The sequence below is a fragment of the Proteus hauseri genome, from assembly GCF_004116975.1.
Taxonomy (GTDB): domain Bacteria; phylum Pseudomonadota; class Gammaproteobacteria; order Enterobacterales; family Enterobacteriaceae; genus Proteus; species Proteus hauseri.
In genome coordinates this window covers 689,449-709,778 of record NZ_CP026364.1, presented here as the reverse complement: position 1 = coordinate 709,778, position 20,330 = coordinate 689,449, and the positions used below count along the sequence as shown (strand labels likewise).

The 20,330-nt window shown below is 35.5% G+C and carries 19 protein-coding genes and 1 pseudogene; 15 read left to right on the top strand and 5 right to left on the bottom strand.

What is annotated here, in order from left to right:
- Positions 1-56 precede the first annotated feature (56 nt).
- The 10 genes from ftsB to PH4a_RS03375 all read left to right on the top strand — a co-directional run bounded on the left by ftsB (position 57) and on the right by PH4a_RS03375 (position 9,552).
- Positions 57-347 (top strand): cell division protein FtsB, encoded by a 291-nt coding sequence (gene ftsB, locus PH4a_RS03420; protein ID WP_192876383.1) that lies wholly within the window; start codon positions 57-59, stop codon positions 345-347.
- A 39-nt stretch (positions 348-386) separates the two neighbouring features.
- On the top strand, positions 387-1,133 hold the full coding sequence (ispD, locus tag PH4a_RS03415) for a 2-C-methyl-D-erythritol 4-phosphate cytidylyltransferase (protein WP_129037771.1): 747 nt from the start codon (positions 387-389) through the stop codon (positions 1,131-1,133).
- A gap of 1 nt (position 1,134) precedes the next feature.
- Positions 1,135-1,620, top strand: a complete 486-nt coding sequence (gene ispF / locus PH4a_RS03410; protein ID WP_064720930.1) for a 2-C-methyl-D-erythritol 2,4-cyclodiphosphate synthase — start codon at positions 1,135-1,137, stop codon at positions 1,618-1,620.
- Positions 1,617-2,669, top strand: a complete 1,053-nt coding sequence (truD, locus tag PH4a_RS03405; protein ID WP_129037769.1) for a tRNA pseudouridine(13) synthase TruD — start codon at positions 1,617-1,619, stop codon at positions 2,667-2,669. Before ispF ends, truD begins: the two co-directional genes overlap by 4 nt.
- Positions 2,647-3,411, top strand: a complete 765-nt coding sequence (surE, locus tag PH4a_RS03400; RefSeq protein WP_064720928.1) for a 5'/3'-nucleotidase SurE — start codon at positions 2,647-2,649, stop codon at positions 3,409-3,411. Before truD ends, surE begins: the two co-directional genes overlap by 23 nt.
- Entirely contained in the window at positions 3,405-4,031 is a 627-nt protein-coding gene (locus tag PH4a_RS03395) for a protein-L-isoaspartate(D-aspartate) O-methyltransferase (protein ID WP_064720927.1), read from the top strand. The genes surE and PH4a_RS03395 overlap by 7 nt, the downstream gene beginning before the upstream one ends.
- Before the next feature lie 152 nt (positions 4,032-4,183).
- Positions 4,184-5,308 carry a murein hydrolase activator NlpD gene (gene nlpD, locus PH4a_RS03390; protein WP_129037767.1) on the top strand — a complete coding sequence of 375 codons (1,125 nt, stop codon included), beginning with the start codon at positions 4,184-4,186 and terminating at the stop codon, positions 5,306-5,308.
- Between the two features lie 685 nt (positions 5,309-5,993).
- Complete coding sequence (gene rpoS, locus PH4a_RS03385) at positions 5,994-6,977, top strand: RNA polymerase sigma factor RpoS (RefSeq protein ID WP_064720925.1); 984 nt, start codon at positions 5,994-5,996, stop codon at positions 6,975-6,977.
- 170 nt (positions 6,978-7,147) lie between these two features.
- The gene (locus PH4a_RS03380; RefSeq protein WP_129037766.1) at positions 7,148-8,407 is read left to right on the top strand and encodes a hypothetical protein; all 1,260 of its coding nucleotides are present in this window, start codon (positions 7,148-7,150) and stop codon (positions 8,405-8,407) included.
- On the top strand, positions 8,404-9,552 hold the full coding sequence (locus PH4a_RS03375; protein WP_129037764.1) for a hypothetical protein: 1,149 nt from the start codon (positions 8,404-8,406) through the stop codon (positions 9,550-9,552). Before PH4a_RS03380 ends, PH4a_RS03375 begins: the two co-directional genes overlap by 4 nt.
- Positions 9,553-9,692: 140 nt before the next feature.
- Here the strand turns inward: PH4a_RS03375 and mutS are convergent, their stop codons facing one another.
- Positions 9,693-12,257, bottom strand: coding sequence for a DNA mismatch repair protein MutS (mutS, locus tag PH4a_RS03370; protein WP_129037762.1), 2,565 nt, complete (start codon positions 12,255-12,257; stop codon positions 9,693-9,695).
- A gap of 544 nt (positions 12,258-12,801) precedes the next feature.
- On the opposite strand from mutS, the gene PH4a_RS18470 reads away from it, so the two are divergent.
- The 3 genes from PH4a_RS18470 (at position 12,802) to PH4a_RS03355 (ending at position 14,079) form a co-directional block, all read left to right on the top strand.
- Positions 12,802-12,996 carry a transglycosylase domain-containing protein gene (locus PH4a_RS18470; RefSeq protein WP_425273734.1) on the top strand — a complete coding sequence of 65 codons (195 nt, stop codon included), beginning with the start codon at positions 12,802-12,804 and terminating at the stop codon, positions 12,994-12,996.
- A gap of 285 nt (positions 12,997-13,281) precedes the next feature.
- Positions 13,282-13,629, top strand: coding sequence for a hypothetical protein (locus PH4a_RS03360; RefSeq protein ID WP_129037758.1), 348 nt, complete (start codon positions 13,282-13,284; stop codon positions 13,627-13,629).
- A 42-nt stretch (positions 13,630-13,671) separates the two neighbouring features.
- Positions 13,672-14,079, top strand: a complete 408-nt coding sequence (locus PH4a_RS03355; protein ID WP_129037756.1) for a hypothetical protein — start codon at positions 13,672-13,674, stop codon at positions 14,077-14,079.
- Between the two features lie 53 nt (positions 14,080-14,132).
- Here PH4a_RS03355 and PH4a_RS03350 read toward each other — a convergent pair whose 3' ends face one another.
- From PH4a_RS03350 to PH4a_RS03335, 4 genes and pseudogenes are all read right to left on the bottom strand, one after another.
- The gene (locus PH4a_RS03350) at positions 14,133-15,062 is read right to left on the bottom strand and encodes a Dyp-type peroxidase (protein ID WP_129037754.1); all 930 of its coding nucleotides are present in this window, start codon (positions 15,060-15,062) and stop codon (positions 14,133-14,135) included.
- A gap of 176 nt (positions 15,063-15,238) precedes the next feature.
- Positions 15,239-15,801: pseudogene (locus PH4a_RS03345) on the bottom strand (YebB family permuted papain-like enzyme).
- 158 nt (positions 15,802-15,959) lie between these two features.
- Positions 15,960-16,787, bottom strand: coding sequence for a VanW family protein (locus PH4a_RS03340; RefSeq protein WP_129037752.1), 828 nt, complete (start codon positions 16,785-16,787; stop codon positions 15,960-15,962).
- A 127-nt stretch (positions 16,788-16,914) separates the two neighbouring features.
- Positions 16,915-17,829 (bottom strand): LysR family transcriptional regulator, encoded by a 915-nt coding sequence (locus tag PH4a_RS03335; RefSeq protein ID WP_129037750.1) that lies wholly within the window; start codon positions 17,827-17,829, stop codon positions 16,915-16,917.
- A 108-nt stretch (positions 17,830-17,937) separates the two neighbouring features.
- On the opposite strand from PH4a_RS03335, the gene PH4a_RS03330 reads away from it, so the two are divergent.
- Positions 17,938-19,431 (top strand): SLC13 family permease, encoded by a 1,494-nt coding sequence (locus tag PH4a_RS03330; RefSeq protein ID WP_129037748.1) that lies wholly within the window; start codon positions 17,938-17,940, stop codon positions 19,429-19,431.
- A gap of 20 nt (positions 19,432-19,451) precedes the next feature.
- Complete coding sequence (locus PH4a_RS03325; RefSeq protein ID WP_129037746.1) at positions 19,452-20,057, top strand: histidine phosphatase family protein; 606 nt, start codon at positions 19,452-19,454, stop codon at positions 20,055-20,057.
- Positions 20,058-20,330 lie beyond the last annotated feature (273 nt).

Sequence of the window (20,330 nt, the reverse complement as noted above, 5' to 3'; positions counted from 1 at the left end):
TGTGGCGTCTGAGTTTGAGTTGTGGGATGATTAGCCCATTAATCTTGGGGGTGGCAATGGGGAAATTGACAATTTTACTTCTGGTTTTACTTGGCTGGCTGCAATATTCATTATGGCTAGGTAAAAATGGTATTCATGATCACACCAAAATGAGCCAAGAAGTTGAATCTGCATTAACGCAAAACGCACAATTAAAAGCGCGTAATGACCGTCTATTTGCAGAGATCGATGACCTCAATGGTGGGCAAGAAGCGTTAGAAGAACGTGCCCGCAGTGAATTAGGCATGATAAAACCTAATGAGACATTTTTCCGTATTGTGAATGATAAATCTCAACCTCGTCGTTAATTTATTGAATTAATAGTGTGTTCTGATACAAAAACCATAATGAATATAATAAATCCTAATCTTCCTATTGTTGCTGTGATCCCTGCCGCAGGTGTCGGAAGTCGAATGCAAGCAATCTGTCCAAAGCAATACCTTAAAATTGGCGGGTTAACTATCCTTGAACATACGATTAATGCCTTATTAAAACACACTCGTATTTCTCAAATAATCATTGCGATTAGTCCCGAAGATGACTATTTTCATACCTTATCATTAGCTAAAGATAAACGAATAATAACTGTTGAAGGTGGCGGTGAACGTGCGGACTCCGTACTTTCAGGCTTGATTTATGTCACTGAGCATTTCCCTAAAAATACATGGGCATTAGTTCACGATGCAGCAAGACCTTGTTTAAGTTTTGGTGATCTTGATAATTTAATTCAACTTATCGATGACAATTATACTGATCCACAATTTTGTGGTGGGATCTTAGCAACACCGGTGCGAGATACCATGAAGCGTAGTCATTTAAAAGATAACCATATTGAACAAACTGTCGAAAGAACAACATTATGGCATGCTTTAACACCTCAATTTTTTCCTGCCGCATTATTAAAACAGAACCTTGAAAATGCACTTTCGCAAAAGGCGACAATTACTGATGAAGCTTCGGCAATGGAGTTTTGTGGCTATGAACCTCTATTAGTGAAAGGGCGTGCAGATAATATTAAAGTGACTCAGCCAGAAGATTTAGCTCTCGCAGAGTTTTTCCTCTCTCGTCAAATTACCAATATAAGGAACACATAATATGAGAATTGGACACGGCTATGATGTACATAAATTTGGCGGAGAAGGCCCGATTATTATTGGTGGTGTAAGAGTACCTTATGAGCAAGGGCTGTTAGCTCATTCTGATGGCGATGTTGTGCTACATGCAATTACAGATGCTATTTTAGGCGCTGTTGCAATGGGCGATATTGGTACGTTGTTTCCTGATACGGATCCGGCATACAAAGGTGCTGATAGTCGTGTGCTATTACGAGAAGCATTTTCACGAGTAAAAGCAAAAGGTTATCGTATCGGTAATCTTGATGTCACTATTATTGCTCAAGCACCAAAAATGCTACCTCATACTCCTCAAATGCGCGTGAATATCGCTGAAGACTTAACCTGTCATATTGATGAGGTTAATGTAAAAGCAACTACAACAGAAAAGCTCGGATTTGTTGGTAGAAAAGAAGGTATTGCCTGCGAAGCAGTTGTTTTATTAATTAAAGAGTCATTACCTGAATGAGTGAATTACCAGAACTCCATTGGCTACATGGAAAACCAGAAGCTACGGGTGTATTAAAATCTATTCCTGAAGATTTTATTGTGCGTGAAGATCTTGGCTTCTCTCTTGATGGAGAAGGCGAACATGTAATGGTTAAAATCAGAAAAACGGGATGTAATACGACATTTGTTGCTGAAAAATTAGCGAAATTTGTTGGGATCCATCAACGCGATGCGAGTTATGCTGGGTTAAAAGACCGTCATGCGGTCACCGAACAGTGGTTTTGTTTACGTATGCCGGGCAAAGAAATGCCTGATTTTAGCCAGTTGATGCTTGAAGGGTGCGAGGTATTAGAAACCACACGCCAGCAACGTAAATTACGTATTGGTACATTAAAAGGTAATCACTTTAACTTAGTGTTGCGCCAAGTTTCAGACAAAGCATTTGTTAATGCACGACTTGAGCAGATCAAAGCAAAAGGTGTTCCTAACTATTTTGGTGTACAACGATTTGGTCGTAATGGCGAAAATTTACGCCAAGCTCAGCGTTGGGCGCTGAATGAAATTCGAGTTAAAGAACGAGGTAAGCGTAGTTTTTATCTTTCTGCGGCACGTAGTGCGATGTTTAATCATATCGTAAGCAAAAGATTAGAACGTGATTTATATTCAAAGGTTGTATTGGGTGATGCGATGCAACTTCATGGGCGTAAAAGTTGGTTTGTTGCACAAGAAGATGAGCTTGCACAATGCCAAACGCGTTATGAACAGCATGATCTTCATATTACAGCGCCAATGCCGGGCGACGGTGATTTAGGAACGCAACATCAAGCTCTGAGTTTTGAAACAGAAAACCTTGCTGGATATGAAACATTATGGACGCTTGCACGACAAGCTCGAGTCGATAACACACGACGAGCGATAAATGTTTTACCCGAAAATATTTCATGGAATTGGCTAGACGACACCACTGTTTCGTTGGCATTCTTTTTACCCGCAGGGAGCTTTGCCACCAGTGTTGTCCGTGAATTAATATCATTAGGAAATGAAGATGCTGAAAATATTGGTGAGTAATGATGATGGTGTAATGGCAAAAGGCATTCAGATCCTCGCCAAAGCTTTACGCCAGCGTTATGATGTTCAAATTGTTGCTCCTGATCGTAATCGCAGTGCCGCATCTAACTCTTTAACAATAGATAGACCACTACGCAAACAAGAATTAGATAATGGGGATATCGCTATTATTGATGGTACGCCTACAGATTGTGTCTATCTTGGTGTGAATCATTTAGTACGCCCTCGGCCGGATATTGTGGTTTCAGGTATTAACCACGGACCTAATTTAGGTGATGATGTTATTTATTCCGGTACTGTTGCTGCCGCGACTGAAGGGCGATTTCTTGGTTTACCTGCAATAGCAGTCTCTTTAGATGGTGAAACTCATTTTGAGACAGCGGCACAGGTGACTTGTGAAGTATTAGCAATGTTACAACGTGTACCTTTACGAGCTGGCAATATTTTAAATATCAATGTGCCAGATATTCCATTAGATGAAATTAAAGGTTTTCGTATCACACGCTGTGGAAGCCGTCATGCTTCTCAACATGTTTATACGCAAACAGATCCTAAAGGGAATTCGCTTTACTGGATTGGGCCTCCAGGTGAAAAAAATGATATAGGGCCTGATACAGATTTTGCTGCGGTTGACGAAGGTTATGTTTCTATCGCCCCGTTACATGTAGATTTAACGGCATATAAAGCACAAGAATTACTACAAAATTGGTTAAATAAAGCAGAGGTCAAAAAAACATGTTAAGTCGGTCAATGAAAGACTTACTGACAATGTTAAAACAACATGGCATCAAGGATGAGAGCCTGTTGGAAGCAATGAGCAAAGTGCCAAGAGAGTTATTTATTGATGAAGCACTCTCTCATAAGGCGTATGAAAATACAGCCTTACCTATTGGTAATGGGCAAACTATTTCACAGCCTTATATTGTTGCTAAAATGACAGCATTACTTGAGTTAAAATCAAGTGATTCTGTCTTGGAAATTGGTACAGGGTCGGGTTATCAAACCGCTGTATTAGCAAATATAGTCCATCATGTTAGCTCTGTTGAGCGTATAAAATTATTGCAATGGCAAGCCAAACGACGTTTTAAGCAACTGGATTTACACAATATATCAACACGGCATGGCGATGGATGGGAAGGGTGGTCATCAAAAAGCCCATTTAATGCTATTATTGTGACAGCAGGTGCAACAGAAGTGCCACAACAACTATTGATGCAATTAGCTGATGGTGGCAGGATGATAATTCCTGTTGGCGAACAACAGCAAATACTTAAGTTTATCCGTCGCTTAGGCAATGATTTTCACTATCAATCTATAGAAGCCGTGAGATTTGTCCCCTTAATTGCGGGTGAGTTAGCATAACTTCCAGATAAATCTTACCGTTTTTTATTACTGCTTTTTAACAGCTTGTCGTAATCTGCACTAATAAATGAAACATTTTCAAAAAATTGCAGTCTTTTTGTTCAACTAAACAAATTGCTAGACGCTAATGCCTTTTAAAGGGAGAAGGAAGTATGAATTCAGAAAGCCCGATTAAGCACATCCGCTGGGCAATCATGTGTTCGGTAATCGGATTTGCGTTAACAGGCTGTGCAGATACGCCTTATCGTCCTGCACCTATTACATCGGTGAATAGTGATAGTTCATCACCGAATAGCACTGTTTCAACGCCACCGGTGATGACAGCTGGTGCAACGCCTATGGAACGAAGCCAACCATTGCAATCGTCTCCTCCTTCTTCAATAAGGGTCGATTCATCTACTCAAAATAATATGGCTAACCAACCGCGTACTCAGCCTCCTGTAGTATCTACACAAAATGTAAATACAGATGATGGTACAGGACGTATTGTGTATAACCGTAACTATGAAAATATTCCTAAAGGGAATTACAACGGAAATACCTATACAGTAAAACGTGGTGATACCATGTTCTATATTGCATGGATAACGGACAGCGATGTAAAAGAGCTTGCATCAATGAACAGTATTTCTGAGCCTTATAGTTTAAATGTAGGGCAAGTACTGAAGATTGGTAATCGCCAAGTCAACACTGGAACTAATACCAATGTTAATACTTCTGTGATTGACCATTCAAGTAGTGCCGGTGTTCAAACAGCACAAACGAAACCTGCAAATAATAATACGGCAATGGGGCCGCTTATTACAAAACCGGCAACGACTACACCACCAACTACACCACCAAAAGCAACATCTACGCCACCTGTAACAACAGCGACAACGCCAACTCCGGCACCGGCTGCAGTAACAGGAAAATGGACATGGCCTGCACAAGGTAAAATTATTGAAAGTTACTCAAGTGCACCGGGTGGTAATAAAGGTATTGATATTGGTGGTACTCGTGGTGATCCTATTGTTGCAACCGCAGCGGGTAAAGTTGTGTATGCAGGTAGTGCATTGCGTGGTTATGGTAACCTAGTTATCATTAAACATAATGATGAATACCTCAGTGCATATGCGCACAACGATACTATTTTGGTTCGCGAACAACAAAGTGTGAATGCAGGCCAACAGATTGCAACGATGGGTAGTACTGGAACGAGTTCGGTGAGACTGCACTTTGAAATTCGTTATAAAGAGAAATCTCTTAATCCTATGAGTTATCTACCTAAAAAATAGGTAAATTATTTTCTTGGATAGTGAATATTCCTAAATTTAAGCACTCTTTTAAAAAATTAAAAGGGTGCTTTTTTTTATGAGTAAAATAATTAAAAGGTTGAAATAAAATAAATTTTAACTACGTAAATACGCTTAATTGAACAGAGAAAGAATGTGTTATCTATATAAAATTATAGATAACGTTAAATTAGACTGTTGATTATCAACCAATGAATGCGTATGCTGAATTGCTAGATAAGAAAATGAATAAAGATTCGTTGTTATTGAAAGTTAATCTATAAATTAAGACTTTGTTTCTAAGGCTATTTTCTTTATTTGATTACTTTTTTAATAACAGTAAATAATATAAATTATTTTATATTATTTTAATATTGTGAGTTTTTATTTGTCTTTTTTAGATGTAAATAGTCACAAGTTATTCATTAGATAGAGTAACAATACGTATAATTAAAAATATGTAAAAATATAATAACAAGATACTGTTAATAACCTGCACTCAATAGTTAATTAAAATATTGAATCAATAAAGAATAAGATTAACAGTAAAATAGATATGTTAGCTTTAATTTTGTAATTCGTTACAAGGGAAAATCAGTAACCCGTTGTGTTATTGCACAACGATAAGCTGGTAAATAGACATCAACACGATAGTCGTTTACCTAAATATCAAGGGTAGGAGCAGCTGATGAGCCAAAGTACGCTAAGAGTAAACGAGTTATATACAGATGATACTGATGAGAACATGGAAGAGTTCGATGAAGTTGCTGCAAAAGAAGTAGAGAATGAGTCTGATGCTCAAGAAGAAATTGAACTTATTGAAGGTGTTAATCAGCGTGCACTCGATGCAACTCAGCTTTATTTAGGAGAAATTGGTTATTCTCCGTTGCTGACTGCTGAAGAAGAAGTTTTCTTTGCCCGTAGAGCGCTGCGTGGTGATATCCCTTCAAGACAACGAATGATAGAAAGTAATCTACGTTTAGTTGTTAAAATTTCTCGCCGTTACACTAATCGAGGCCTTGCCCTGCTTGATTTGATTGAAGAGGGTAATCTTGGGCTTATTCGTGCGGTCGAAAAATTTGATCCTGAAAAAGGTTTTCGTTTTTCAACTTATGCAACATGGTGGATACGTCAAACCATTGAACGTGCCATTATGAATCAAACTCGTACCATTCGTCTTCCTATTCATATCGTCAAAGAGCTTAACGTTTATCTAAGAACAGCAAGAGAGCTAGCACATAAGCTAGATCACGAGCCAAGTGTTGAAGAAATTGCTCAAACATTAGATAAGCCTGTTGATGATGTCAGTAAGATGCTGCGTTTAAATGAACGCATTACCTCTGTTGATACGCCTATTGGCGGTGATTCAGAGAAAGCCTTACTTGATATTATCTCTGATGAAAATGAAGAAGGGCCAGAGGCGACAATTCAAAATAATAACCTCAAGGAAAACATCATAAAGTGGTTATTTGAATTAAATCCAAAACAACGTGAAGTACTTGCTCGTCGTTTCGGATTGTTAGGTTACGAGGCTGAAACTTTAGAAGATGTTGGCAGAGAAATAGGCCTGACAAGAGAACGTGTTCGTCAGATCCAAGTTGAAGGATTAAGACGATTAAAAGATATTCTACAAAGTCAGGGGTTATGTATTGAAGCACTTTTCAAAGCGTAGCTAACAGCAGTATTTCTGTTTATAAAAAGTGTTATAACATGATTATCAAGCCGATTAGCCCATTAGCTAATCGGCTTTTCTTTATCTATATGTTGTATTTTAGTAATAAGAAAGATAAAAAGTGAAAACGTAATATCGACGGTATCTTATAGGAATAATAAAAAGAGATTATGAAAGATTACTTTTTAAACGTTAAATTAGAGCAATGTGATTTTGATCAAGGTGAAATTTCGCCTAAAGGAATGGTAAGAATAATCGCTTCAGGTAACACCTTTTACTTTAATGAAGAAGATTTCACGCAATCTCAAACTTTTCTTAAACGTTTAAAATTAGGGGATGAACTGAAAATTTGCGCTGAATTACTTAAAGATGGTAGTTTTTGGGTGCAATGGATTGCTCATTCAACTAAAGGGCGACTAGAGCCAGAAAGAACGTTCACATTAACGACAAAACAGAAAAAATGGTTTTTTATTGCTTTAATTTCTACGGTGATAGGAAGCTGGTGGACTTATTTTTCATTAATGACGCTAGATTTTAATTTTTTATTAGTGATTTCTACGATACTCGCAATAGGCATTGTTATTGCAGGAACAAGCTATATGGTTGAAAAAATCTATTTTTGTTTTAAGTTACTTAGACCAAAACATAAAAAAAGGCTTAAAGCACTTGATAATGTTCTTGCTAATAAATACAGTATTTTGTCAGATGGTATTCAACTCATTATTCCAAAAGTAAAACAGCCTATATTAGAAAAATTAATTATTAATAAAAAGCCCATTTCTAAATTTAAGCAAAGCCAAGTAAAACGTATTAGAGGAAAAATAAATATCCATCATGTAGATAGAGTGACTATTTATCAACGAGGTAATAATTATTCATTGACTAAAACTTTATTTCAAATAGATAACATACCTTTTATGTTGAGCTACAGAGATCGTTATTTTTACTCTGATCATAATTTATTTATGAGCAATGGTGATGATATTGAACTCTTTTATTGGCAATCTCCAAATAATAGCTCTACTCCTGTAATTCTAGGTGTTTATAATCATACGGATGGTGGTGCTTACACTATTACAGCGCAAGCATATATTAGTCATCAGCAAGCTAAAAATCCTATTATGTTCGCATTTGGTGCAACGACTGCATTTGTTTTTTCTATTTTTGCTTTTTTCGCAATTTCGGAAGTTTATGAAAAGGGTAATTATTGGGATAAATGGGACTGGCTTTCTATTGGTGATACCTTTTTAGGAATGGGGATTATATTTACAGTAATTATGTCAGGGATTATGTTTTTAATTCTTTTGCTTTCAAATCTTTATATTGTATTCTCTGCAAAAGGCATGAGTAGTTATCAAACCTATTTCTTGTTGCAAGAGCAACGAATGAAAAGAGAACAATCTCTTTATATTACGGGGTTGAGCTTATGAATCCTTTTCTTCGTAAAACTTTTATTATTGTCACTTTTTTATTTATTCTGAGTTTATTACTCTGTTATGGGCTGCTATTTAATGGTTTTGAAAAAAAATGGCAATGGGAACAGCCCAGTATTGGGAGTTTATCTGATCACAACATTGAAAATTATAGTTGGAAGCAACATTTTAACTCGCCAGTAGGTATATTAATAAAAGCTGAATCAGATAATTATCGCTATGAGGTTGATATAAATCGCAATGTATATCGTCAAAATACCCCTAAGGAATATGCACTCTATTTTTCCGATAAACAGGGGGTTCGATTTATCACTAAAAGTAGTGAGGAAACTTTTTACAACGCCTACTGCACTGCTGAAAGGTGTATTATATTTTTCAATAAAGGTAGAAAATTTATTGATTTAAATAAATTTACTATTAGCAAATTAGAGTTTTATTCTAATGACCCTAATAAAACCCCAATATCATTGATTGGTGGCAAGATATTTGGGTCTGAATCAACATCACAATTAATATTGGCAGACAATAGTCATATTTATTTTAGTGAAAATGAAGGACTATCTTGGCAGAATGAAATTAATGTCGAAGCATTAATGAAGCAGTATTATGCTGAAGATTTTGGACAGTTTACTTCATTAAATTATGCTCTTTCAGAAGATTCATTACTGATATGGTATAACAATGATTTGACGGCTAATACACTAGAATTAACACTCGATTTAGTTAATAAAAATATTACTCAATCTCGCTGGCTTCCAATTCGTATCAGACAAGTTGCTCAAAATGAGAAAGGCGAAATATATTTTATTGCGCTCTCAGCATCGCGCGAGCTTTTTTCTATTGTGCGTTATCAAACTGATGGTCAATTAACGATATTACTTGAAAAGGGTTATACTTATCTAGATGATATGATCGTCAATAATGATTATATTTTGGTAAATAATAGTCATGGTGATGATCGGCAATTATTAATTATTGATTTAAAAACACAGCAGAAACAATATCGAGAAAAAATTGACCGATATTCAATTTTTAACCCCGCATTATCCGAATTTATTCTTTTCCCTGAACAATACACGACGGATCAATCGTTTTTGTTATTAGGTGAACGAGTAAAATATCAATACGCACCCATTAACTAACAATAAATACTTAATTGTTAGTCGCTAAATATGAATGAGTGAGTATTTTTATAATATGATAAAAAAATGGCTCAATATAGTTTTAGATATTGAGCCATTAATTTTATTAGCAATAATCATTCAGAAAGTTAAAGCTAAACTTATTTTGTCATCTCTTTTAAGCGATAAAGTTGTTCTAAGGCCTGTTTGGGGGTTAGTGAATCAGGATCAATCTTATCTAATGCCAGTTCTACGGCTGATGGTTCTGCGTCACTTAATAGCATTAATTGTGATGTTTCAACATGCCCTGAACTAGAGTGACCCGATACTGCTTCAAGTTCTTTTAGTTTTTGTTTTGCTCGGCGGATCACTTCTTTTGGTACACCCGCTAAAGAAGCGACAGCTAAACCATAACTTTTACTGGCCGCCCCTTCTTGAACACTATGCATAAAGGCAATGGTATCGCCATGTTCTACTGCATCTAAATGAATATTTGCTGTGCCTTCGAGTTTCTCAGGCAATGTGGTTAATTCAAAATAATGTGTGGCGAATAATGTCATTGCTTTTATTCGATTAGCGAGGTTTTCAGCACAAGCCCAAGCAAGCGATAATCCATCATAGGTTGATGTACCTCGACCTATCTCATCCATTAACACTAAACTGTTTTCGGTCGCATTATGTAAGATATTGGCTGTTTCTGTCATTTCCACCATAAAAGTGGAACGACCTGAAGCGAGATCATCAGAAGCCCCTACACGAGTAAATATGCGATCTATCGGACCTATAAGCGCTTTTTCTGCTGGAACAAAACTCCCAATATAGGCAAGTAAGGTAATTAATGCAGCTTGACGCATATAGGTACTTTTCCCCCCCATATTAGGGCCGGTAATAATTAATAAACGGCGCTGAGGGGCAAGTTGTAATGGGTTAGAAATAAAGGGTTCACTTAAAACCTGTTCAACTACAGGGTGGCGACCACCTGTTATTTGAATTCCTGCTTTTTCAGTTAATTCGGGGCGAGTATAGTTTAACGTTTCGGCACGTTCAGCTAAGTTAGCTAACACATCTGTTTCAGCCAATGCTTCAGCACTTATTTGTAACGCAGTAAGGTGAGGCAATAACTGTTCAAAAATCTCATCGTAGAGCATTTTTTCGATAGCCAAGGCTTTGCCTTTCGACGTTAATACTTTGTCTTCGTACTCTTTTAGCTCAGGAATAATATAACGTTCTGCATTTTTTAGCGTTTGACGGCGCACATAATGCATCGGCACTAAGCTGCTTTGTCCGCGGCTAACTTGAATATAGTAACCATGTACACCATTAAAACCGACTTTTAGCGTTTCTATACCCCATTTTTCACGCTCACGAATTTCTAATTTATCTAAGTAATCGCTTGCACCATCAGCAAGTGCGCGCCATTCATCTAATTCTGCATGATAACCAGATGCAATAACGCCTCCATCTCGTACTAATACAGGCGGTGTTTCTACTATCGCTTTTTCTAATAGTTCACATAACTGATCAAACTGATTAATACGCTGTTTTAATTCTTTTATATAAGGCATATCAGTTTGTTCAAGAATGTGGTGAATTTCTTGATATTGTTGGAATGCATGTCGCATACGAGAAAGGTCGCGAGGTCGTGCTGAGCGTAATGCTAAACGTGCTAATACACGTTCTAAATCACCAACTTGGCGTAAAAAAGGCTGCAATTCAAAATAGAGTGGTTGTAAAGCACTAATGGCATCTTGACGCTTAACCAATTGTTCTCGTTTACGTAAAGGTGTGTGTATCCAACGTTTAAGCATTCTGCTACCCATTGGGGTAACACAAAGGTCTAAGACCGAAGCAAGCGTATTATCGCTACCCCCTGCCAGATTTTGGGTAAGTTCCAGATTACGTCGAGTTGCTGCATCTAAAATAATAGAATCTTGAGGGCGTTCCATTGTAATGCTGCGAATATGAGGCAGGGATGTACGCTGCGTATCCTTCACATACTGTAGCAAACAACCCGCAGCACAAAGTGCAAGATGAGCATTTTCGACACCAAAACCAGTTAAATCACGAGTACCAAATTGCATATTAAGTTGTTGTTTGGCTGTGTCGGGCTCAAATTCCCAAATAGGGCGGCGGCGAAGCCCATTTAGACGTTCAATTAGTGCCATTGACTCAAAGGTTTCAGGATAAAGTAACTCAGCGGGGTGAGTACGTTGTAGTTCTGCTGCCATACTATCGCTATCTGACATTTCAGTGACCCGAAAACGGCCCGATGTGATATCTAACGTTGCATAACCAAAAGCACCATTTTTATCCTGCCAAATCGCGGCTAAAAGGTTATCTTGACGTTCCTCAAGTAAAGCTTCATCAGTCACTGTACCTGGTGTGACAATACGCACAACTTTGCGCTCGACAGGGCCTTTACTTGTTGCTGGGTCGCCAATTTGTTCACAAATGGCAACGGATTCACCTAATTGCACTAATTTTGCTAGATAGTTTTCTACCGCATGATGAGGAACTCCCGCCATTGGAATTGGCTGTCCTGCGGATTGCCCTCGTTTCGTTAGCGAGATATCTAATAAGCGAGATGCTTTTTTGGCATCATCGAAAAACAGTTCATAAAAGTCACCCATACGATAAAACAGTAAAATTTCAGGATGCTCTGCCTTGAGTTTCAGGTACTGTTGCATCATTGGTGTGTGAGTGTCTAAGTGTTGGATGTCAGTCATGGTGTCGTCTGTTTTTAGCGTATTGAGTTTAGGTTCATCTGTGAAAGTTTATTATTGCACTAAATATCGTTATATTTCACAAGATTCGCTAGGATCATATCATAAGGATTATGTGATTTGTTTTAATTGAATGAAATATCACACATGGTTAAAAGACAAACGAAAATCTGTTTCTTTGTTCTTGCTATAACTTCTTAAATATAATTAAATTTGTGTATTAAAATAGTATTTACATCATAAAAAACAATTAATTATATTTTTCATATGTATTAATACATTAAGTTGTATAACGAAATCTATAAATAGCTGTTTTAATCACTCAAAACAAGACTTTTGCTAATGTAAATCGGGGATTACTCCACTTTTGCGGCATAACTCGCATAAAGACAACATACTCACCACTTATTGATTTAACAAACTTGAATTTATCTATATTTTCTTAGATGGCTGTGGTCTAGCAAGATATAATGACAGCAAAGATAACTTATTATGTTTAACCTTAGTGACTGATGTGCTTTATCGGCTATAGACGTCTCTAGATGATATATCACCATTGATGATTGAAAGCGCGATGAGTTATGAATATTGTTGGTTTTATTATCCCCTGAGCTTTAATTCTTATAGTTTAATTCGTAGTTTTTTTGTGAGTTTTATTTATGGAAGTAGGCTACAGGGTGATTCAACAATAACGATGCAATTAGCTCGACTGGAATTTAAATACTCGTACCTTATGGGATAAACCAGTGCAGATATTCTTACTATCCATGTTGATATTATAGACGTAAAAACAATCAAACCGATAAAGTAAATAACGTATTATTCTATGCTTTTTTAATAATTAACATATTCTAATTCTGGTTAAAAAAACTATCAGTTTTACTTACTTCTTGTGCCATAAATTAAATATTACTAACTATCGTGATCTTATTCTGAGTATTACTAAGCAATATTGTTGCTGAAGGTTTATTAGGTAAAATATTGAAAAATTACTTTATTTATATCTTGAGCAAGGAAGAAAATCAGTATGAAAACTAAAATTATGAAAGTGGCATTATTAGGTGCGTTAGTATTGCCTTTAGTGGGGTGTGATAATGGAACGCCTAACTGTGATAGCTCAGAAGCAAAAGATTTAGTCGTTGATATTACGAAAGATGAACTACGTGATCAAAAAATGGGTTCTTTGATTGATCAAATTAAGATCAAAGTCGAGAGTGTTCGTACCCGTGAGCATGACGTAAAAAGAGATACTTATTCATGTGCAGCTGATCTTTCTTTTGAAGGTCAAGGCGGTAAAAACTCGATTCCTATTACTTATACGATTGAAAGTACTGATGATGGTAAACAGTTCTACGTCAATGTGTTTGGCTTATAATAAAAAATTATCTTAGAGAAATCATATCAGTGGCTATCATAAATGAAGACAAATGTTATTGCCCATTCACAATCAATTAATAAAATAGTAAGTAAATTAAAGGATGAGTTAGATTTATCAATAATAGGTGTAACACCAACAGAAAAATTAACCAATTCAATTGAACAACTTAAAATAAAATTGAAAGAACGAAATGAAAATGACTTATCTGAATTAGCAAATAATTTAATTCAAACAGCATTTGAAACAGGAGTACATTCTGGGTTTAAAAGAGCTTTAGAACGTATTCAAGATGGTAAAATAGAGGTGCGAAAAGTAAGAAACGAAGATTTATGGCAATTATATTCTTATTCTCAACGTTACCAAATAACTGAAAATATTCCAGCTATGGATGAAGAATATCAAAAAGTAGTCACACACGTAGTATTATCAACCTTTGGTTTTAAGTGATAGATATGTATAGATATATAGGCTAATGCCTATATATCTATTTATAATAAGCCTTACACTAAATCATCTAAAAACTCAGGTGAGGGAACAAAAAATAGCGTTCCTGTTACTGCGGTGCTGAATTTAAGTAGTTTATCAGTATGACCTTCGGGTGTACCTGCAAACATATTTTCTAGCATTCGACGTGTAGTGGAAAAATAACGAGCATAGCCAATAAAATATGTACCATATTCATTTTTTGACGGATTAGAAAATGGCATATTAGCTCTAACGATTTTTAAATCATCACCATTTTTGTCTTGAATATTAGTAACAACATTATGAGAACCCGGTTCTTTCTCATCATCGGTTAATTCAACATCATTGAATTTATGTCTGCCAATAACTTTCTCTTGTTCTATTAGGGGCTGTTTTTCCCACGCTTCCATATCATGGATATATTTTTGAACAAAAGCATAACTACCACCAGAAAATGTAGGATCTTCATCACCGATAACTGCATATGATGCACGCTCATCTTCATATTCTGGATTTTCTGTACCATCAACAAAACCAATAATAGAGCGTCCGTCAAAATATCTAAATCCATGCACTTCATCGACAGGCTTAACAATATTCTTTAGCTTTTGACTGATAATAGATGCGAGCTCATAACAAGCTGAAACTTTTAATGCCCTAATATGAAAAAAGAGATCACCAGGTGTAGAAACTGCGGTATAGGTAGTGCCTTTTATCTCTTTAAAAGGTATTAATTCTTTAGGCTTAGCTTGATTTGGGAATAAATTTGACCATGCATTGGCACCAAATCCCATTACACAGCTGGTTTCTAACTCGGGAAAACGCGTTCTCATACTACGTATGATGCCAGATAAATTATTGCAGAAGTCGATAAGTGTAGAACGCGTTTCGGGTGATCCTATTAAGTTAAAAACTAAAAAATAGGCATTTTCACAAGGGGATTTCGTAACATCTTGGTATTTCATATTGATTCCTAAATGACGAAGAGTAAATAAAATAAGACTACTTTATTAAATATAAATTTAGTTTTACACCTAATCCTTCTATTTTACAAAGATAACTCTGTTTTTTATTAAATAGAAAAATGAGAAAAGTCAAAGCAATACAAAACGTCTCTTTTTTATTGAGTTAAATAAACGTATTAAGTTATATCATTATGGCTGCGGAAAAATAAAGATAATTGAGGATGTTGCCATAAACTTGCTGGTGTGACTGTTGCCATTTTCCAAAGTATTTGTCCAATAAGCTATAACTTCCAAAGTTGTAATTTTAGGTTAAGATTTTTAGTTAATAATTCTTTGAATATTTCAATTTTACCCACTTTAATAGAAAGTGCAGATTTATAAATATCAAAAACAAACTTGGAAAAAAATTGGTGGGAAGGAGCATATTTAAAACCAGTATGATAGAGCTTATGTAATCTTGAGTGAACTTGTGTAATTAATGCATTTCTTTGCTCATCTAATAACTGTGTTTTTAATCAACGTATGCCATAGCATTTTTCTGCAGAACGCTTAATAAAGCGAGTTAAGGTTGTTGTCGTAGACAGTGGGGCTCGGCTTTTTTCGACCAAGTAATCCTCACTATTATGGCCCATAATAATACTTACATGATTACTCTAGCATAAAGGGGCAGGCGAAAAAATTGTCTAAAAAGAGATGTGCTAATACAAGTAAATACAATATCATCAACCACATAATTTATGTGGAGAGTTTATTTTGTTCGTCATTATACGACCTATTAAATATGATATTGTTAAATTATAAAATATTTATTAAATAGTGATCCTTCCATAATTAATATTTTGAATTAAAAACAAAAAATTAATTTAATTTGAAAATGAAATACTAAAAATTAATAAATTATTTATTAACTAATTCAGTGGGAATATCATATTTTACAACTACACTGTTCTTATAAAGAAGCTCAGATTTTAATAATTGAGGAAACGCACCTATATTATTTTTAGTATAGATATCACGCCAAATTTCGTTGCAACGATATATATGCTTACCTTTTTTAATAAAAGAAGCATTTTTTTCATAAATATGATAGCGATAATCTCTGGCTTCACTACATAGTAGTTCACCTTCTAATTGGTGCTCTGCTACATGTAAACGAATTTGATAATCATTAGGCGTTGGGTTGTATAACACCAAATCGATATAGTTATAAAAAATTGCAGCACCCGATCCAAAAGGTAGTACTCGTCCTTCATCAGGAAAAGGATCAAAACTATGATTCGCTTTTTCTATTACTTTTAATTCAGAATGTAATGCAAGCCAGTGAATTAAATTACTCGCCTGACAAATACCGCCACCCACACCGGTTCTGGCTTCACCATAAGAAAGTTGCATACCATCAATAAAACCTCTTTTATAGCTAGGATTTCCCACCAAATAACAAAAAGAAAAATATTCACCAGAACGAATAACAATGCCATCAAGAGCATTTTCAACTAATTTAAGATTAGTTACTTTATTATATTGCAGTTGAATATCGCTTTCGCCTCGTCGGCTAATTAGCTTAGAGGTATGCTTAAGATAACGATGTGAAAGACGTAGCTCAGGTTGTATATTTTTACTGTATTTACGCCCTGAAAATAACCAGCGGCAAGTGCGAAAAAAACGGCGTTGTGCCACTCTTAAACGATAAATAATAGGGTGATAAGACGAGAGTGTTTTTCGCATAAAAATCCTTTTAATCGATATTGGCAATGTGATAAAAATCGAACGCTATCATATCGATTAAATTGAAGGAATTATATGTTTCTCTATTTAATGTAAAACGGAATTAGCTAAAAGTGTAGAAACATATTTAGGTGTTTAGATCTTTAGTGAGGATCTGTGCTTGTGATTGTAATACAGACAAGAAATTCTTAGTGGCTGGTGAGATATATTTCTCTTTATGATAAAAATAACGGATACCACGACTAAAATTAATGTCATCAAAAGCAACTTCACACAACAGCCCAGCTTTTAACTCTTGAGTAATTGATAGCCGAGATAAAATAGAAATTCCTAATCCATGAATAACGCCTTGTTTTATTCCTTCTAGGCTATTTATCTCCATTACATTGTTCAACTTTTTATTATGTTCTTTGATCCTATCTAATAAAAAATCACGGGTGGCTGAATGTTCAGGTTTTATTAAAAAAATCTCAGATTCAATATCAGAAAAACAGCAATGTTTCTCTTTTGCTAACCAATGTTCAGGTGAACAAATAAGCACTAAGGGATCGATTAAAAAGGTATCAAGGTGATATTCAGTCGGATCTAAATAGATATGATCCGACATTATCAAAAACTCAAGCTCTTGAGTATCAAGTTTATGAATAAGCTGTGTTGAGTTTGAAATATCCATACTCAATTTTACTAAAGGCGATAGTTTCCTAAATTGCGCCATAATTTGAGGTAAAAGATATACTCCCACAAAATGACTGGCTCCAAATTTAATTTCACCTTTTGAAGGATCATCAAACTGACGTATATGTTCAGAAGAGGATTGAACTAGGTTGATAATTTGAGTGGCATATTGCTGATAAACTTTTCCTTGAGGTGTCAAATAGAGTCGATTATTTATTCTTTCAAATAATGTTGTCTGTAGCTCTTCTTCCAATTTCTTGATTTTAATACTGATACTGGGTTGAGTGCAAAATAAACGCTCAGCTGTCTCAGTGACGTTAAAACCATTAGCAAGTAACAAAAATGCATCAAGTTGGCTTAAATTCATACAAATACCATAAATTATTTTTATAATAATAATATATTAATACAATTATCTTTATACCTCAATATTCCTATACTGAGCATCCTACCCTACATATTAAGAGGAACCAGTATGGAAAAGACTGCGAAGCGTGATGATATCGCTAAACCAGCGCCATCATCACCAAAACAAAATGGTAAGAAAATAACGTTAAAAACAATAGGAATACCTTTAGCTTTATTCGTGCTACTCGTTTTATTTTTTATGCCAACACCAGAAGGTTTAAGTATTGAAGGGCAAAAAGCCATTGCCATCTTTTGTGCTGCGTTAATTTTATGGGTATGTGGTTCTTTGCCTATTTATTTAACTTCAATGCTAGTCATTGTATTACTGCCACTTACTGGCACTGTCGCAAAAGAGAAAGTTGTTTTTGGAACGTTAGGTTATGACGTTATTTGGTTGATGGTATCTGCTTTCGTTTTAACTTCGGCAATGATTAAATCGAATATAGCCAGACGTTTTGCATTGTGGATGATTACTAAATTTGGTCAGACACCAAAAAAAGCGTTGTTTGTTCTTATTTTAATTAATTTTAGTTTAGTTTTCTTTGTTCCATCAACTACCGCACGAGCCACATTAATGGTGCCTATTTGTATGATCTTATTAGAGATACATAAGGCAATACCAGGAAAAAGTAATTACGGTAAATTAATGATGTTGCAAGGTGTTCAAGCAGATGCGCTTGCAACATCAGGGGTGATGACTGGAACCGCTGCCAATATTATTGCCGTTGGATTTATTAATTCCCAAGCTGGTGGTTCTATTGGTTATATGGATTGGTTAATTGCTTCTTTTCCATTAGCAATAGTTGGTATGACCATCTCATTTTTTATTGGATTAAAACTTTTCTCTTTTAAAGGCGAAGTCGATTTTGAAGGTTCTTTAGAAAAACTAAAAAAAGAGCGTTCACAGCTTGGTGCATTAACTAAGAATGAGAAAAAAGCCATGTATATCTTTTTAATGGCGGTCTTTCTGTGGGCAACGGAGAGCTACCATCAAGAGATGTTCAGCTTTAAAATTAGCGTTTATATGACGGCAGTAATTGCTGCCATTCTCTGTTTAATGCCTCGTATTGGCTTATTAACATGGAATGAGGCTAATATTAAATGGGATCTAATGATATTTGCAGCAGGGGCTTATGCGGCAGGTAATACTTTAGAATCAACCCAAGGCGCACAGTGGTTAATTGGTAAAATGGTCTATGGGCTTGGCTTAGAAAATATGAGCACCACGATGGTTTATGTTGTCGTTGTTTTCATCTGCATGTATAGCCATTTAATTTTCACTAGTAAAACGGTTAAAACCACCATATTAATTCCAGCGATTATTGCCCTTGCTAAAACATTAGGAATGGATCCCGTTACATTAGCTTTAGCAGCATCATTTACTCTGACATACACCATTACTTTACCGCCTCACTCTAAAGTAAATACGATTTATTTTTCTAGCGGTTACTTTAGCGTATTAGACCAAATGAAATATGGATTAATAACCTGTTTTGTTGGTGCAACGGTTATTTCTATAGCCATCTTTACTTGGTTCCAAATTCTTGGATATGGTCTTTAAAATTAAATTAAGGAATAATAATGAGACTTATTTTACTTAGACATGGTGAAACATTATGGAATATGGAATCTCGTTTACAAGGACATGCAAACTCTTGTTTATCACCAAAAGGTATTAATCAAGCAATGGCGATAAAACAGAGTATTCAATTATTATCGCCAACGCGGATTATTACATCAGACTTAGGTAGAACGGTACAAACAGCAGAAATTGTTGGTCATCCTGAAGCGATAAAAGAACCTTTATTGCGTGAATTAAATATGGGTGAATGGACAGGTCAACGTAAGCCAGAACTAATAAGACATCATGCGGATAAATATAAAAATTGGCGAGCGGGAACCTACACGCCACCAAAAGGTGAAAATTGGTTTGATTTCTGCGACCGTATTGGCTCTGCATTACAGCAGTGGGTTCATAAAGAAGATAGTGATTTATTAGCCGTTGTGCATAGTGGTGTTATTCGAGCTGCTTGCAAAGTCTTTTTAAATTTATCACCAGAATTTTTATTACCTGCAACACCAGGCACAATTACTATTTTCAATTTTGATTTTGAATCTAATAAAGCGCCTAAGCTCGAAGGTTATAATATTGGTTCTCATATTCCAGATAGAAACGTTGCTGATTAAAAAGAAGTGGTTTTCAATTTAATCATATTATTCTAAGTATATTTTTTAAGTTTTATTTATTAACTGTATCATTTTATGGTATTTAAAATAAGTCACTGAGCTATTACATCAGAGCAGGGGAAACCTTGCTCTTTTTTTAGCTTTGTTTTCAACTAAATAATATTTATCACATAATTGATAGAATGAAGTGCGAAGAGTCATCTTTTAAAATGACCTGATATACTTATTATTTTATTGTTGGTAGAGAAAAATGATCTACGGCCATATAAGCAG